Source organism: Citrifermentans bremense R1, assembly GCF_000426865.1.
GTDB lineage: Bacteria > Desulfobacterota > Desulfuromonadia > Geobacterales > Geobacteraceae > Geomonas > Geomonas bremensis.
In genome coordinates this window covers 372,784-388,608 of the sequence record NZ_AUGE01000002.1, presented here as the reverse complement: position 1 = coordinate 388,608, position 15,825 = coordinate 372,784, and the positions used below count along the sequence as shown (strand labels likewise).

The 15,825-nt window shown below is 61.9% G+C and carries 11 protein-coding genes; 9 read left to right on the top strand and 2 right to left on the bottom strand.

The features are described 5' to 3' along the window. Window positions 1–51: 51 nt before the first annotated feature. Window positions 52–1,329: an Hsp70 family protein gene (locus K419_RS0104105; protein WP_026840466.1), complete on the bottom strand. Its 1,278-nt coding sequence runs from the start codon at window positions 1,327–1,329 to the stop codon at window positions 52–54. Between the two features lie 88 nt (window positions 1,330–1,417). Next, window positions 1,418–3,547: a lytic transglycosylase domain-containing protein gene (locus tag K419_RS0104100; RefSeq protein ID WP_026840465.1), complete on the bottom strand. Its 2,130-nt coding sequence runs from the start codon at window positions 3,545–3,547 to the stop codon at window positions 1,418–1,420. 227 nt (window positions 3,548–3,774) lie between these two features. Between K419_RS0104100 and rnr the strand changes: the two genes are divergently transcribed. The 9 genes from rnr to K419_RS0104055 all read left to right on the top strand — a co-directional run bounded on the left by rnr (window position 3,775) and on the right by K419_RS0104055 (window position 15,824). Beyond that, window positions 3,775–5,988, top strand: coding sequence for a ribonuclease R (rnr, locus tag K419_RS0104095; protein WP_026840464.1), 2,214 nt, complete (start codon window positions 3,775–3,777; stop codon window positions 5,986–5,988). 81 nt (window positions 5,989–6,069) lie between these two features. Further along, window positions 6,070–6,918 (top strand): twin-arginine translocase subunit TatC, encoded by an 849-nt coding sequence (gene tatC, locus K419_RS0104090; protein ID WP_026840463.1) that lies wholly within the window; start codon window positions 6,070–6,072, stop codon window positions 6,916–6,918. A gap of 15 nt (window positions 6,919–6,933) precedes the next feature. Next, window positions 6,934–7,905 (top strand): bifunctional riboflavin kinase/FAD synthetase, encoded by a 972-nt coding sequence (locus tag K419_RS0104085; RefSeq protein WP_026840462.1) that lies wholly within the window; start codon window positions 6,934–6,936, stop codon window positions 7,903–7,905. Window positions 7,906–7,933: 28 nt separating this feature from the next. Then, the gene (locus K419_RS0104080; protein WP_026840461.1) at window positions 7,934–8,956 is read left to right on the top strand and encodes a lysylphosphatidylglycerol synthase transmembrane domain-containing protein; all 1,023 of its coding nucleotides are present in this window, start codon (window positions 7,934–7,936) and stop codon (window positions 8,954–8,956) included. Continuing rightward, on the top strand, window positions 8,953–10,812 hold the full coding sequence (locus K419_RS0104075) for a glycosyltransferase family 117 protein (protein WP_026840460.1): 1,860 nt from the start codon (window positions 8,953–8,955) through the stop codon (window positions 10,810–10,812). Before K419_RS0104080 ends, K419_RS0104075 begins: the two co-directional genes overlap by 4 nt. Then, window positions 10,812–11,684 (top strand): shikimate dehydrogenase, encoded by an 873-nt coding sequence (gene aroE, locus K419_RS0104070; protein ID WP_026840459.1) that lies wholly within the window; start codon window positions 10,812–10,814, stop codon window positions 11,682–11,684. The genes K419_RS0104075 and aroE overlap by 1 nt, the downstream gene beginning before the upstream one ends. A 55-nt stretch (window positions 11,685–11,739) precedes the next feature. Further along, window positions 11,740–13,446, top strand: a complete 1,707-nt coding sequence (gene pilB, locus K419_RS0104065; RefSeq protein WP_026840458.1) for a type IV-A pilus assembly ATPase PilB — start codon at window positions 11,740–11,742, stop codon at window positions 13,444–13,446. Between the two features lie 15 nt (window positions 13,447–13,461). Then, on the top strand, window positions 13,462–14,562 hold the full coding sequence (locus tag K419_RS0104060; protein WP_026840457.1) for a type IV pilus twitching motility protein PilT: 1,101 nt from the start codon (window positions 13,462–13,464) through the stop codon (window positions 14,560–14,562). 41 nt (window positions 14,563–14,603) lie between these two features. Next, complete coding sequence (locus K419_RS0104055; protein WP_026840456.1) at window positions 14,604–15,824, top strand: type II secretion system F family protein; 1,221 nt, start codon at window positions 14,604–14,606, stop codon at window positions 15,822–15,824. Window position 15,825 lies beyond the last annotated feature (1 nt).

The window sequence follows — 15,825 nt, the reverse complement described above, 5'->3', positions numbered from 1 at the left end:
TCGACCCGATCCTTGCAGCTCAACCGCAAGCGCCTATACCGGCAGCCGGAATCAGCATGCCACGAAGAGCGGGACGCTGGTCCCCAATCCGTGGGCGACACTGGTAAAGGCATTCTTGTTCTCCAACTTCTCCGCGCCGAAACGCTCCTCGAAGAGCCTGCGGATCATCGGGATGCGCGACGTGCCGCCGGTAAGAAAGACGGTGTCGATTTGGCTGTGCGGGACGCCGGATTTTCTCACTACCTCGTCTACGCAGTCCGCGATTCTAGCGAGATTCTCGCCATTCAACTCCTCGAAAGCCTGCCTGGTTACCGGTTCCTCAATGCAGAGATCGCGCTCGCTGAAGCGGACGTGACTCAGTTCTTGATCTGAGAGCTCGCATTTGGCCTTCTCTATGGACTGGAACAGGAAGAAGCCGTAGTTGTCGCCGATCAGGTGCTCAAGGTTCTCTATGGCTTGCTTGTCTGTCGCTGCATGCTTGATCAGCCTGATCTGTTCCCTGGTTTTCCTTGCCCTCAAAAGCGGAATTCTGTGCCACTGGCACAGGGTGTAGATGATGCTGAGTGGTATGTCGAACAGTTCGTCCTTTCCCATTCCCTTGTATCTGACACCCCGGCCGAAGTACTTGGCTATCCGCTCCCACATTATCTGCGAATCGAACTTGTCCCCCGCCGTGTAAACGCCTCCCAGCGAGAGGACGTCGCTGCGGCGGTCGGAGCGGGCAAAGTCGCCACCGCGCACCTTGATGACGGTGAAGTCGGAGGTGCCTCCGCCGAAGTCGCCGATGAAGACGAGCTTTTCCTCGTCCGCGGCCAGCGACTCCTCGTAAGCCAATGCGGCCGCCACCGGCTCCCACTGAAAGAAGATCTGCTTGAAGCCTGCCTTGCGGGCCGCCTGCTCCAGGCGCTTTTGGGCCAGTGCGTCTTTCGCCGGGTCCTCGGAAAAGAGCACGGGCCGCCCCAGCACCACGGTGTCGACGCTGCAGCCGACGTACTCTTCGCCCCTTTGCTTGATCTTCCTCAGGATGATCGCTACCAGATCGTCGATGCCGTACTTCCTGCCAAAGACCTCGGTGCTTTCAAAGCTGCTGTTGGGAAGGAAGGTCTTTATCGACTGCATGAATCTGCCTGCCGCGCCTTCGTTGATGTAGGTGTTGATCGCCTCTTGTCCGGCGAAGATCACCTGATCCTCGGTGAAGTACAGTACCGAGCGCATCAGTGCGCTGCCTGCGTTCAGTTCGTCCACGTTCACGACTTCGACTTTGTTATTGCGGTAGATGGAGAGGGCGGAATTGGTGGTGCCAAAATCGATACCAAAAACTATCTGCATGGGTGTAACTGCTCCTGATGGGTGGAAAGTAGCGGCTGCGCAGCAGAGACTCCCGAATTGCAGCTTGGGAACCAGCAAGCGGCCTCTCCTAATGTCCCGAAATCGCCTGCGCTACTTTCTGCTCGCCGGGTTGCCCACTTGCAGGGGCCACCTTCTTCTGCAGGTTCGGCTGCTGGTAGGGGGGAAGGCGGTACAACCGCTGGTACATCTCCATGCCGGTCACCACTTTTTTCACGTACTCGCGCGTCTCCTTGAAAGGGATACTCTCCACGAATTCGTCCTGGGGCAGATGGCCGTACCCTTTCTGCCACCGTTTCACGTTGCCGGACCCTGCGTTGTAGGCGGCGATAGCGAGGGTTAAGTTGCGGTCGTAGCTATCCAGCAGGTCTTTGAGGTGCCTGGTCCCGAGCCTTATGTTCAGCTCGGGGGTGGTCAGGCGCTTCGAATCCCCTTTAGACATCGCTTCGGCTGTGGCGGGCATGATCTGCATGAGACCTACGGCGCCGACGGGCGAGAGGGCCGCCGGGAAGTAGTTGCTCTCCTGGCGCATGACGGCGTAGACGAGGCTTTCCGGTATGGCGTTGGCGGCGGCGTGGCGCGCCACGTCCTCTTTGTACGCGAGCGGGTAGGCGACCCCCCAGATGGTGGCGTTGTCCTTGTCGCCGCGCTTTGGCCTCTCATTGGACATGGCGTGGAAGGCGCCGTTGTAATTCTCCATCTCCAGGTAGAGCCGGGCGATGCCGGCAGCACTCCTGTTCTTCTTGCCGATCGAGAGTTCCCTGACCGCCTCATCGTAAAATCCGAGCGAGATCAGCGCCTTTTCCCGTTCGAAACCGGAAGGCATGGGCAGCGCCTCGATGATGCTTTTGGGGGGGAGCGGGAGCTCTTCCCCGGCGTGGTTGTTGCTGATCAGGGCGTAGTACCCGAGCGGGAATTCCGCTGCCAGGGTCGATAACGCCTGCTGCGCACCTTTGGCGTCGCCGGTGGCGGCGAGGGCCTTGCCCAGCCAGTAGAGCGACTTGTCCCGCAGGTCTTCGCGGTCGGTGAGCTTTTTGAACTGCGCGGCGGCGTCTTGGTAATTGCGGGACTGGTAGCTGGCCCAGGCGGATTCCCAAAGCACGTTGGATGGTTTCTGCTGGACGGCTGTCAGGTATTGCTTGAAAAGCGGCAGCGCCTCGCTCCACTTGCGCTGGAACCTTTTCAGGTACGCCGCCTCCAGGAGCGCCTCCTGGCCGGCATTCCCGCTGTTCCGGTCCTGCGCCAGCTGCATGTACAGTTTGAAGGCTTGGTCCTGCTCCCCGGTCTTGTCCAGGGTCCGCGCCAGCCAGAGATCTGATTCGTGGCGGGCGCCGGAGATGTTGGAGAAGGTCGCCTGCGCCTGCTGGTAGCGCCTTGCCTTATAGAGCGCCTGTCCCTTCTTCAGCTTGAGCTTGGCGACGAAATCGGCGCTCTCCCCGGAAAGCGGTATCTCCGCGTAGGCCTCTGCCGCCTGCAGATAGCGTCCCAGCCCGTACAGCGTGCCGCAGCGCTTGAAGAGTTCGGCGCCGGTGTACGGATCGACCTTGGTCCCGGCGCCGGTTAGCCTTTGCAGGTCGCGGGCGGACTTGTCGGAAAAGGAGGAGGCGGGGTAGTTGAGATAGATACCGCGCAGGACTTTCGCCGCCGCAATCGGGTCGCCGAGCTTCTCCTTGCAAAGGGCGGAGCCGTAGAGCGCGGAGATGGAGTCGCTGCCGGACGGGTAGCGCTCGACGAAGGTGGCGTAGCTTTGTTGAGCCTCGTTGTAATGGCGCGCCGCCGCGAGGGTGTCGGCGTACAGGATGAGGGCTGCGCGCACCAGGCGGCTTTCCGGGTAATGCTTGAGGAGCCGGTACAAGAAAGTGAGAGCCTGGTCGTGCCGCTCCAGCTTGGTTAAGGAGAGCCCCTGGTAGTAGAGCGCGTAATCGGCGAGGATCGGGTACCCCTCCGCCGCGGCCGGAAGCTGCGCTGCCGCCTCTTCCCACTGCTCCAGCCGGGCCGCCGCCATGCCGACCATGAAGCTGCGGACCCCTTTGTCGTTTACTTTCGACGCAGCTTCTTTGGCACTACGGTAATCCTTGGCCCGCATGCGGGAGGCGGCGCTTGCCAGTGCTTCGTCGGCGGGCTTGAAGGTCAGTGCTGAGGCGGGAAGGGCGGTGCAGAAAAGTACGGCGGCTGCGGCAATGGCGGTGCGGTTAAACATCATTTCTCCCTTGGGTTCGGCAAAAAAGCTCGACCCGTATTCTTACCGGAGCGAAGCCGAAAAGGCAATGGCCAATTTGTAAGGGGAAAGCCGGCGATGATCCGGCTGGTTCATAGGAGATGCTTATCCGACCGTGCCCGTTCCCGCTTCTTGACTTTCACGGAACGCTTCTGCATTATCCACAACTATGATTTTTTACATATGCTTTTTTCCCGAAGGGGGTTTTCATGCGCAAGGGTAAGGACGCGGTCATGAGGCTTTTGGCCAAGGGGGAACCGATCCCGTACCGGCAGATGCTGAAGGCTCTCAATATATCCCGACGCGACCGGGATCAGTTGGACCAGCAACTGGACTTCCTGGTCGAGTCCGGTGAAATCGTCAAGATGCCGGGGCGCATCTACGCGCTGGCCGGTTCCGGCGACGGCGTGCGCGGCAAGCTCTCGGTCCACCGCGACGGCTACGGCTTCGTCATGCCTGAAGAGGGAGGGGAGGATCTTTTCGTTCCGGCGCGCTATCTCACCGAGTACATGAACGGCGACATCGTGGAGGCCCAGGTAGTCTCGACGCGCCGCGACGGCAAACGGGAGGGGAGGGTGACCGCCCTGGTGCAGCGGGGTGTCACCGAGATCGTCGGGCGCTTCGAGGCGATCGGCAAGGGGGGGAGGGTGATCCCCGACGACCCGAAACTGGGGCGGGATCTCTTCGTTACCCCGGGGGCCGCCGGCGGCGCGGCCAAGGCCAGGGACGGGCAGATCGTGCTGGCGCAGATCACCGCCTATCCCGCGGGCGCGCGTCCGCTGGAGGGAAGGATTACGGAGGTGCTGGGCGAGGCGAACGACCCCGAGGTCGAGGCGCTTACCGTGATCAAAAGGTACGAGCTCCCGCACGTCTTCGACGAGAAGGTGATGGAGGAGGCGCAGAAACAGCCCCAGCAGGTGACCGAAGAGGCCGTGGCCGGCCGCACCGACCTGCGCGAAAGGCTCACCGTCACCATCGACGGCGAGACGGCGCGCGACTTCGACGACGCCGTTTCCGTCGCCCGCGAAGGGGACAAGATCCGGCTCTGGGTCTCCATAGCTGACGTCTCCCACTACGTCGTCGAGGGGTCAAGGCTCGACACCGAGGCGTACCTGAGGGGGACCTCGGTCTATTTCCCGGACCGCTGCATTCCCATGCTCCCGGAAGAGCTCTCCAACGGGATCTGTTCGCTGAACCCCCAGGTGGACCGCCTCACCATGACCGCGGAGATGCTCTTCGACGCCGCCGGCGAGCGGGTCGACGCGCGCTTCTACACGAGCGTCATCAAGAGCGCCGCGCGCCTTACCTATACGACGGTGAAGCGGATCCTGGTGGACCGAGATCCGGAGGCGGTGGAGCAGAACGCCCACCTTGTTGAAGATCTCAAGGTCATGGAGGATCTCTCGCTGCGCCTGAACGCGGTGCGCCGCACCAGGGGGAGCATCGACTTCGACCTCCCCGAGCCCCAGATCGTCCTCGACCTGCAGGGGGAGACCACCGCCATCGTCAGGGCCGAGAGAAACCTGGCCCACCGCATCATCGAGGAGTTCATGCTCGCCGCGAACGAAGCGGTGGCTGGGTTCCTGGAGAATACGCCGGTCCCCTCCCTGTACCGGGTGCACGAGAACCCGGACCCGCTGAAGTTGAAGGATCTCGCCGAGTTCGTCTTCGGCTTCGGCTATATCCTGAAGCTGCAGGACGAAAAGGTGAACCCGCTGGAGCTGCAGAGGCTCCTGGCCGAGGTGGAGGGTAAACCGGAGGAGCGCCTGATCAACGAGGTGCTCTTGCGCTGCATGAAGCAGGCGCGCTACAGCGCCGAGAACCTCGGGCACTACGGCCTTGCGGCGGCAAGCTACACCCACTTCACCTCGCCCATCCGGCGCTACCCCGACCTCGTGGTGCACCGCATCCTGAAGCTGGTGCTGTCGCAGAAGATGAAGCAGGTGGACAAGGACCGGCTCGAGGCGAGGCTCCCCGAGACCGCGGCGCATACCTCCAAGAGGGAGCGGGTCGCCATGGAGGCGGAGCGGGAGATGGTGGATTTAAAGAAGATGCAGTTCATGCGGGACAAGATCGGCGAGGAGTACGACGGCTACATCACCGGCGTCGCCCCCTTCGGGCTCTTCGTGGAGTTGGTGGACCTCTTCGTGGAGGGGATGGTCCCGGTCGCCACGCTCCCGATGGACTACTACGTGCACCTGGAGAAGAGCCACGCCCTCGTCGGGGAGAGGAGCCGCGCCATGTACCGCATCGCGGACAAGATCAGGGTCAAGGTCTCCGCGGTGAACGAGGCGCGCAAGCAGGTGGAGTTCTCGCTGGTGGGGACCCTGGAAAAACGCCCCATCGAGCCGATCCAGGATGTCAGGAACAGCTATGGCCGGATACCGATCAAGGGGAAGCGCCCCAAGCCCCGGCGGCGCTGAAAGCTGTTGCGCTCGCTTTGACCGCTGTGCTATAAAATTTGTTTGAGCTCGGCGCGGCTTTAATTAGGAGATATAGGGCATATGGTTCAAGAAAAAGTTCTGCCGTTCATGGAACACCTGGTCGAACTTAGGAAGCGGCTCATCGTCTGCGTGGTCGCCATCGTGATCGGCATGGGGGCCGCCTGGAACTTCTCCACCGACCTTTTGAAGTTCGTCGAACAGCCCCTGACCGGAAAGACCTACCTGACCGACATAAAGAACAGCGTCTATGAGAAGGTGAAGGAGCGCTACCCGCAGGCGTACCAGCAGTTCAAGCTGGGCGAGCAGCACGATGTGGCGCAGAAGCCGCGCATGCTGAACTACAGCGCGCCTTTGGAGCCTTTCTTCGTCCAGTGCAAGATCTCGATGCTGGCGGGGCTCGTCATCGTGCTTCCCGTTCTCTTCCATCAGCTCTGGCTCTTCGTGGCGCCCGGGCTTACCCGCAAGGAAAGGCGGATGGTGGTCCCCTTCGTCACCACGGCGTCGCTTGCCTTCTGCGTCGGGGCGATGTTCTTTCTGGTCATCATCTGGCCGGTCATCATCAACTTCTCGCTTTCCTACGAGGCGACCGGGCTGCAGAGCTGGTACAACATCTCGGCCTACATAAATTTCTGCCTGCGCCTCATCCTGATGTTCGGGCTGATCTTCGAACTCCCTATCCTTGCGCTGCTTCTGGCGCGCTTTGGCATCATCAACTACAAGATGCTGGCCACGCGCAGGAAGTACGCCCTCTTGGCGAGCGCCATCGTCGCCGCCTTTCATGCCGACCTCATCACCATGTTCGTGATCATGCTCCCTCTGTACTTCATGTACGAGGTCAGCGTCTGGGTGGCCCTTCTCTTCGGTAAGAAGAAGGCGCCGCAGGTGGAGGCGGAACCGGCTGAGGCTTAAGGAATCGCATCGCACATGGTTATTTTCAGAAGCATCTCAGACATAAAGGAAAAACTGCGCCACCCGGCGGTCACCATCGGCAACTTCGACGGGGTGCACCTGGGGCACCGCGAGATCTTCCGGAGGGTGCGCGCACGGGCTGCTGAGCTTTCCGGGGTCTCGGTGGTGGTGACCTTCGTGCCGCACCCGCTGAAGGTGCTCGGCTCCCACAAGGAGATCCGGCTCATCACCACGCGCCGCGAGAAGGAGTTCCTCATCGAGTCGGCCGGGATCGACTACCTGCTGGAGATCCCCTTCGACCGGGAGTTCGCCGCGGTTCCCGCCGCCGATTTCGTGCAAAAGGTGCTGGTGGACGCCATCGGGGTCGAAAGCCTCGTCATCGGCTACGATTACGCCTTTGGCCGCGGCAGGGAAGGGAACGTGCAGTTGCTGCGCGGGATGGGTGAGCGTTACGGCTACAGCGTCGAGGTGCTGGACCCCATCTCCAACGGCGCCACGGTCTACAGCTCCACCAAGGTGCGCGACATGGTGAGCAAGGGGGACGTGGAAGGGGTGGTCGGCGTCCTGGGGCGGCATTACGCCATCACCGGCACCGTGGTGCACGGCCACCAGCGCGGCCGGGGGCTCGGCTTTCCCACCGCGAATCTCGCCATGGAGAAGGACCTCCTTCCGGCGGCCGGGGTCTACGCGGTGAAGGTCTGCATCGGCCACGAGCTTTTGGACGGCGCCTGCAACGTAGGAACGAACCCCACCTTCGGCAACGGGGCGCTTTCGCTGGAGGTATTCCTCTTCGACCTCGACCGCGACCTCTACGGGCGCGAGGTCACCGTGTTCTTTATCGAGAGGCTCAGGGAGGAGCGCCGTTTCGACGACCTCCAGGCGCTCAAGGAACAGATCGCGCTGGACGTTGCGCGCTGCCGGGGCATCCTGCAGGATGCAGAACCGGTCGGGGCCGGCGACTGGGGCCCCCTCAAATGCCGCAACTAACCTAACGCCGTCGCTGACAGGAGCCAAATTGTTCAAGGAAAAACTAGATAAGAAGCTCTTGGTCGGCCTCGCGATCAGCGCGCTTTGCCTGTTGTTGCTCTTCAGGAAGATCGATTTCGCCAAGATGGCGGCAGCCTTCGCCGGAATGGACTACCGCTACCTGGCCCCCGCAATCATCCTCACCTTTGTCAGCTACTACTTCCGGGCGCTGCGCTGGAAGTTCCTCCTGGAGCCCATCAAGAACACCCGGCTCTCCAACCTTTTCCCTTCCACCCTGATCGGGTACATGGCGAACAACCTGCTCCCGGCAAGACTGGGCGAGCTGGTGCGCGCCTACGTCCTCGGGCGCAAGGAGGGGATCGACACCTCCGCCGTCTTCGCCTCGCTGGTGGTGGACCGGCTTTGCGACGGCTTCACCGTTCTTTTGGTGCTGGTCGCGACCTTCTTCACCATCCGGCTTCCCGCCGGTAAGGAAGGGATGCAGCAAGCCCTTGTCACCGGCGGTTATATCACCTTCATCCTTTACCTCGGGGTTTTGCTGTTCCTGGCGCTTTTAAGGAAGCGGACCGACTGGACCCTGATGCTTGTCGCCCGGCTTCTGGCGCCTTTTTCCGCAAAAGCCTCGGAAAAGGCCTCGTCGCTTCTGGGCTCCTTCATCTCCGGCATCCGCATGCCGGCCGGGGCGGCCGGGATGGCGGCGACGGCCGCCACTTCGTTCTTGATCTGGGGCGCCGCGATCTGGCCGATAGATCTGCTGCTGCGTGCCTTCGGCGTTGAGCTTCCGCTGACGGCTTCCATGTTCATCATGGTGTTCCTGGTCTTTGCGGTGATGGTGCCGGCCTCCCCCGGGTTCGTCGGGACTTATCACCTTGCCTGCGTCACGGCGCTCTCAGCCTTTGACATCGTCGGCGAGCGCGCCCTGAGCATCGCCATAGTCATTCACGCCCTGGGCTTTTTGCCCGTGATCCCGGCCGGACTCTTCTGCCTTTGGCGGGACAAGCTGTCCCTGAAGCAAATCAGCGAAAACAACGAATCAGGAGCCCGTACGTGAACATGAACGGAACCCTCAGAAGGCTCGACCCCTTTTCCATCGCGGCCTTCATCATCCCTTTGTTCATCTACCTTTTGACCCTGGCGCCGACGGTCACCTTTTTCGACAGCGGCGAGTTCATCACCGCCATCGCTTCGCTTGGGACCGCGCACTCCCCCGGATACCCCCTGTTCATCAACTACGGCAAGCCCTTTACCTTTCTCCCCTTCGGCAGCATCGCCTTCAGGGTCAACGTGGCCACCGCCATCTCGGCGGCCGCTGCCTGTTACGGCGTCTATTTCCTGACCATGGTCTTGCTCCGGGACGAGCAAGGGCCTAAGCCAGAGCGGCTAGGCACCCTCCCGGCGAGGCTCAGCGCCCTGAGCGCCGCGCTCACCTTCGCCTGCACCGCGAGGCTCTGGCTGCAGTCGAACCACGACAAGCCGTATCCGCTCTTAGCGTTTATCTGCGCCATCGTCTTCTGGCTCATGCTCCTTTGGCGCGACAGCTATCTGGAAGGGCGCGAGCGCCCTTGCTACGTCTACCTCGGGGCTTTCCTGGTCGGGCTTGCCACCGGGGCGCACCAGATCATCGTGCTGATGATACCGACCTACGCCTGGCTCCTCATCTCGGCGGACCGGCGCGTGGTCTTGCGGGTGAAGGAGTTTTTCATCGCCTTCGCCTTCGGCCTCTTAGGGTTCGCCATCCACCTGCACCTGGTAGTACGGGCGCTGCAAAAGCCGTTGCTCAACTGGGGGGACTCGAAGAACCTCACCCAGTTCCTCTGGAACCTGCTCAGGAAGGGGTATCCGGTGGATAAGCCGTCCCGCGGCCCGGAGCTGTTGTGGGCACAGGTGAACGCCTTCAATATCCCCTACGAGTTCACCATATTCGGGATGCTGCTGCTGGTGATGGGGCTGGCCGGTTTCGCCCTCACCAAGAAGAGGTACCTGGTCCTTGGGTACCTGATCGCGCTCGCCTCATTCCTTCTGGTCATCGTCGGCTACTTCAACACACCCAGCGATATGATCTTCCTCACCGAGGAGTTCTTCACCCCGCTCTACCTTCTGAGCGCGGTCTTCATCGGGGTCGGGCTCTTCGTCATGATCAGGGAGATCGGGAACCACCTCCCCGATCGCGCGGCGCTGCGGGCCGGGATGCTCCTGTTCCTCTTCGCGCTTCCGGTCGCCGTCTGCGTGATGAACTACCGCGAGAACGACCAGCACCAGAACTACATCGCCTTCGACTACGCCTCCAATACGCTCAGGTCCCTGCCGCAGAACGCCGTCATGTACACCTGGGGCGATTCGGGGGCCTTCCCCCTTTGGTACCTGCAGGGGGTGGAGCGGATGCGCGAGGACACCGCCCTGCCGCATACCCCGCACCTGGTCTTCGACTGGTACCTGGACAGCATGCCGGTGCTTTTCCAGCACTCGAGCCTGTACGCCCTCCGGCCGGACCAGCGTTACCCGGAGAACACCCTGCTCATGTCCGTGATGGAACAGTACGCGCAGCGCCCGGTCTACATCGACTTCTCCACCAGGTACTCGGTCGAGTTCCAGACCTTCCAGCTGCACCAGCGCGGCATCATCTACCGGCTGGACCCCTCGAACCTTCCCCCGGTCCCTTCGGATTCCGATATCTGGGGGCTCTACTCCACCCGGGGGCTCCTTGGGGAAAGCGACATGTTCTTCCGCGACCTGGACACCGGCAAGGCGATCCTCATCTACGGCGCGGCGCTTTTGGAGTCAGGTGAGAACCTGCTGAAGCTGGGGCGCAAAGATGCGGGGGTGTGGGCGCTGGATCTGGCCGGGCGGATCACGCCCCAGGCGGGGCAGCAGGCGCTGCAGATTCTCAGAAGCTACGGGGTGCGCTGATGACTATTACAGGAAAGACCAAGGTCGCCGGGATCATCGGCTGGCCGGTCTCCCATTCGCTTTCGCCGCCGATGCATAATGCCGCCTTCGAGGCTCTCGGGCTCGACTTTACTTACGTCCCGTTTCCGGTGGCGCCGGAGCGCCTTGCCGCAGGGATAGCCGGCCTCGCCGCGCTGGGTGTTGTCGGCTTCAGCGTCACCATCCCGCACAAGGTGGCGATCTTGCCCCTTTTGGACCGGGTCACGCCGGAAGCCGAATTGATCGGCGCGGTGAACACGGTCGCGGTAGAGGAAGGAGCCCTCACCGGCTACAACACGGACGGTATCGGGCTTTTGTCCGCGCTCCGCTCGAAGCTCGGCTTCCACCCCGAGGGGCGCTCGGTGCTGGTGCTGGGAGCCGGGGGTGCTGCCAGAAGCGCCGTTGCCTCGCTGGGACTTGCCGGCGCCGGCAGGGTCGAGGTGGCGAACCGCTCCCTGGGCGCCGGGCGCGGCCTGGCAGAGGCGATGCGGGCGCGCCTTGCCGGGACCGATTTCGGGTTTCAGCCGCTGGGGCAGCTATCCGATAAGGGATACATGTCCAGCTTCGACCTCGTGGTCAACACCACCTCGGTGGGGATGGCGGGGGACGCCTTCGCCGGGCTCGATCTTGCCACGCTGAAGCCCGGCGCCTGCGTCTACGACATGGTGTATGCGCCTCCGGTAACCCCCTTGCTGGCTCAGGCGGAGGCCGCCGGCGTGCCGTGGGCGAACGGGCTGGGGATGCTGGCCGCGCAGGGGGAGGCGGCATTCCGGATCTGGACCGGGGCCATCCCTCCGGAGGGGTGCATGGAAAAGGCGCTGGCCGCCCGGCTCTCAACCCCAGGTAACCCTTGACATTACTGTCATTACAAAATACCATTCACAGGTTCTTTAACCCCCTGAGGTACCTATGCACGTAAGCAGACTGGGTGAGCTGCTGGTCAGCAACAGCCTCATAACCAAGGAGCAGTTGAAGCAGGCTCTGGCCGAACAAAAAGCGGCCGGAGGCCAACTGCGTCTGGGCTCGATACTGGTCAAAGAGAACCTGATCAGCGAGGCAGACCTCACCTCCTTCCTTTCCAAGCAATACGGCGTGCCCACCATAAACCTCGCAGACTACGAGGTGGAGCCCTCGGTGGTTAAGATCATTCCCGCCGAGATCGCTCACAAATACCAGATCGTACCGGTCAACCGGGCCGGCTCCACGCTGATCATAGCGATGAGCGACCCCTCCAACATCTTCGCCATCGACGACATCAAGTTCATGACCGGATACAACGTCGAGGTGGTGGTGGTGGCCGAGAGTTCCATCAAGGCCGCCATCGACAAGCTCTACGACCAATCCGCGTCTTTAGCCGACGTGATGAACGACCTGGAGATCGACGACCTCGAGGTGGTGGGGGACGACGAGGAGGTGGACGTAGGTTCCCTGGAGCGCGCCACCGAGGACGCCCCGGTCGTCAAGCTGGTGAACCTGATCCTCACCGACGCCATCAAGAAGAAAGCTTCCGATATCCATATCGAGCCCTACGAGAAGTACTTCCGGGTCCGTTACCGCATCGACGGCGTGCTCTACGAGGTGATGAAGCCCCCCTTGAAGCTGAAAAACGCCATCACCTCCCGCATCAAGATCATGAGCGAGCTGGACATCGCGGAAAGGCGACTCCCGCAGGACGGCCGCATCAAGATCAAGCTGGGCGGGGGGAAGGACATGGACTTCCGCGTCTCGGTGCTCCCCACCCTGTTCGGCGAGAAGATCGTTCTGCGTCTTCTGGACAAATCGAACCTGCAGCTCGACATGTCGAAGCTTGGCTACGAGCATGAAGCGCTGGCGCACTTCCAGCGCGAGATCCACAAGCCGTTCGGCATGGTTCTGGTCACAGGCCCTACCGGCAGCGGCAAGACGGTTTCCCTCTACTCGGCCCTTTCCGAGTTGAACAAGGTCACCGAGAACATCTCCACCGCCGAGGACCCGGTCGAATTCAACTTCGCCGGCATCAATCAGGTGCAGATGCACGAGGACATAGGGCTCAACTTCGCGGCCGCCCTGCGCGCCTTCCTGCGGCAGGACCCCGACGTCATCATGATCGGCGAGATCCGCGACTTCGAGACCGCGGAGATCGGCGTGAAAGCAGCGCTCACCGGCCACTTGGTGCTTTCCACGCTGCACACGAACGACGCCCCTTCGACCATCAACCGCCTGCTCAATATGGGGATCGAGCCCTTCCTCGTCGCCTCGGCCGTCAACCTCATCTCGGCGCAAAGGCTCGCGCGCCGGGTCTGCAGCGAATGCAAGATGGTGGAGGAGGTTCCCCCCCAGTCGCTTATCGACGCGGGGCTTCCCCGCGAGCTGGCCGAATCCGCCGTCTGCTACAGGGGGACCGGCTGCCCCAAGTGCAACGGGACCGGGTACAAGGGGAGGGTCGGCTTCTATCAGGTCATGCCGATGCTGGAGCCGATTCGCGAGCTGATACTGAACGGGGCCAATACGGCCGAGATCAAGAGGGAATCGATGCGGCTGGGTATCAAGACGATGCGCCAGTCCGGTCTTACCAAGCTGGTGGAGGGGGTCACCTCCTTCGAGGAAGTGCTGAGGGTGACGGTTGCGGACGACTAACAAGACGAGGTACTCATGATCAACTTTCACCAAATGCTGAAGGAACTCGTGGAACGTAACGGTTCCGACCTGCACATAACCACCAACACCTCGCCGCAGATCCGCATCGACGGCAAGCTTACCCCGATGGACATCCCGCCTCTGACCCCCATCGAGACCAAGCAGCTTTGCTACAGCATCCTGACCGACTCGCAAAAGCACAAGTTCGAGGAGGAGAACGAACTCGACCTCTCCTTCGGCGTCAAGGGGCTATCGCGCTTCAGGGGGAACATCTTCGTGCAACGCGGCGCCGTCGCCGGGGTCTTCAGGGTGATCCCCTACAAGATCCTCACCTTCGAGGAACTGGGGCTTCCGCCGGTAGTGAGGACGCTTTGCGACAAGCCGCGCGGCCTGATCCTAGTTACCGGCCCTACCGGCAGCGGCAAGTCCACCACACTCGCCTCCATGATCGACCGGATCAACCTGGAGCGCCACGACCATATCGTGACCGTCGAGGACCCGATCGAGTACCTGCACCCGCACAAGGGATGCATCGTGAACCAGCGCGAGGTCGGGGCGGATACCAAGAGTTTCAAACACGCGCTCAAGTACGTGCTGCGCCAGGACCCGGACGTGGTGCTGATCGGCGAGTTGCGCGACCTGGAGACCATCGAGGCGGCGCTTACCCTCGCCGAAACCGGCCACCTCTGTTTCGCGACCCTGCACACCAACTCCTGCGCCCAGACCATGAACAGGATCATCGACGTCTTCCCTCCCTACCAGCAGACCCAGGTGCGTACGCAGCTCTCCTTCGTGCTCGAAGGTGTCATGTCCCAGACCCTGATACCGAAAGCAAACGGCGGGGGGAGGGCGCTCGCCCTCGAGGTCATGGTTCCCAATCCCGCCATCAGGAACCTGATCCGCGAGGACAAGGTGCACCAGATCTATTCCCAGATGCAGGTGGGCCAGGAGAAGTTCGGCATGCAGACCATGAATCAATGCCTGATGAACCTTTTGGCCAAGCGCATCATAACCGTTGAAGACGCCCTCGGGCGCTCCTCCGAGCCGGACGAACTGAAGCAGATGCTCGCACCGGGGGCGGCTGCCGGGCAGGTCAGGCGTCCCCCCCAGAGGTAAGGTCAGCCGGTCCCTTGGCGGGGCTGCAAAAGGAGTAAGTAATGCCTAAGTTTGATTGGGAAGCAAGGAGCAAGGCCGGAAGCACCCAGAAGGGGGTGATGGAGGCCGCAAACGCGGCCCAGGTCGAGTCCCAGCTCAAAAGATACGGATTTTCCGGCATCACGGTGAAGGAACAGGGGAAAGGGCTGGGCATACAGCTGAAGCTCCCCGGCTCCGGCGCGAAGAAGATAGAAACCAAGGACCTCGTGGTCTTCACGCGCCAGTTCGCCACCATGATCGACTCCGGCCTCCCCCTGGTGCAGTGCCTGGACATCCTGTCCGGACAGCAGGAGAACAAGACCTTCAAGGAGATCCTGGTCAAGGTGAAGGAGAGCGTGGAGAGCGGCTCCACCTTCGCCGACGCCCTCGCCAAACACCCCAAAGCCTTCGACCAGCTCTACGTCAACCTGGTAGCTGCAGGCGAGGTCGGCGGTATCCTCGACACCATCCTGGCCAGGCTCGCAGCCTACATCGAGAAGGCGATGAAGCTGAAGAAGCAGGTGAAGGGCGCCATGGTGTACCCGATCACCATCATGTCCATCGCGGTCATCGTGGTTGGCGTCATCCTGATCTTCGTCATCCCCACCTTCGCCAAGATGTTCGCCGACTTTGGGGGCGAGCTTCCGATGCCGACCAAGATGGTCATCGCCCTGTCCAACTTCCTGACCAAGTACATAGTGGTCATCATCGCCGCCCTCTTCGGCATCAAGTGGGGCATAGGCAAGTACTACGCGACCCCCGGCGGCAGGAAGAAGATCGACCGGTTCGCGCTGCAAGCTCCCATAGCCGGCCCCCTGATCCGGAAGGTCTCAGTGGCTAAGTTCACCCGCACCCTGGGGACCATGATCAGCTCCGGCGTACCCATCATGGACGGCCTGGAGATTGTTGCCAAGACGGCCGGCAACAAGATCGTCGAGGAGGCGATCTACAAGGTGCGCCAGTCCATCTCCGAAGGGAAGACCATCGCCGAGCCCCTGGCCGAAAGCGGCGTTTTCCCTCCCATGGTGGTGCAGATGATCTCCGTGGGCGAGGCGACCGGCGCCATGGATGCCATGCTCAACAAGATCGCCGACTTCTACGACGACGAGGTCGACGATGCGGTCGGCGCCATGACCTCGATGATGGAACCGCTATTGATGGTGTTCCTGGGGACTACGGTTGGCGGCCTGGTCATCGCGATGTACCTGCCGATCTTCAAGCTCGCCGGCGCGGTCGGCGGTTGAT

What these genes read in the sequence shown, in the direction of transcription:
- pilB (WP_026840458.1), top strand. Translation starts at nt 11,740, where the DNA reads ATGCACGTAAGCAGACTGGGTGAGCTGCTGGTCAGCAACAGCCTCATA.
- K419_RS0104055 (WP_026840456.1), top strand. Translation starts at nt 14,604, where the DNA reads ATGCCTAAGTTTGATTGGGAAGCAAGGAGCAAGGCCGGAAGCACCCAG.
- K419_RS0104100 (WP_026840465.1), bottom strand. Translation starts at nt 3,547, where the DNA reads ATGTTTAACCGCACCGCCATTGCCGCAGCCGCCGTACTTTTCTGCACC.
- rnr (WP_026840464.1), top strand. Translation starts at nt 3,775, where the DNA reads ATGCGCAAGGGTAAGGACGCGGTCATGAGGCTTTTGGCCAAGGGGGAA.
- K419_RS0104105 (WP_026840466.1), bottom strand. Translation starts at nt 1,329, where the DNA reads ATGCAGATAGTTTTTGGTATCGATTTTGGCACCACCAATTCCGCCCTC.
- K419_RS0104060 (WP_026840457.1), top strand. Translation starts at nt 13,462, where the DNA reads ATGATCAACTTTCACCAAATGCTGAAGGAACTCGTGGAACGTAACGGT.
- tatC (WP_026840463.1), top strand. Translation starts at nt 6,070, where the DNA reads ATGGTTCAAGAAAAAGTTCTGCCGTTCATGGAACACCTGGTCGAACTT.
- aroE (WP_026840459.1), top strand. Translation starts at nt 10,812, where the DNA reads ATGACTATTACAGGAAAGACCAAGGTCGCCGGGATCATCGGCTGGCCG.
- K419_RS0104085 (WP_026840462.1), top strand. Translation starts at nt 6,934, where the DNA reads ATGGTTATTTTCAGAAGCATCTCAGACATAAAGGAAAAACTGCGCCAC.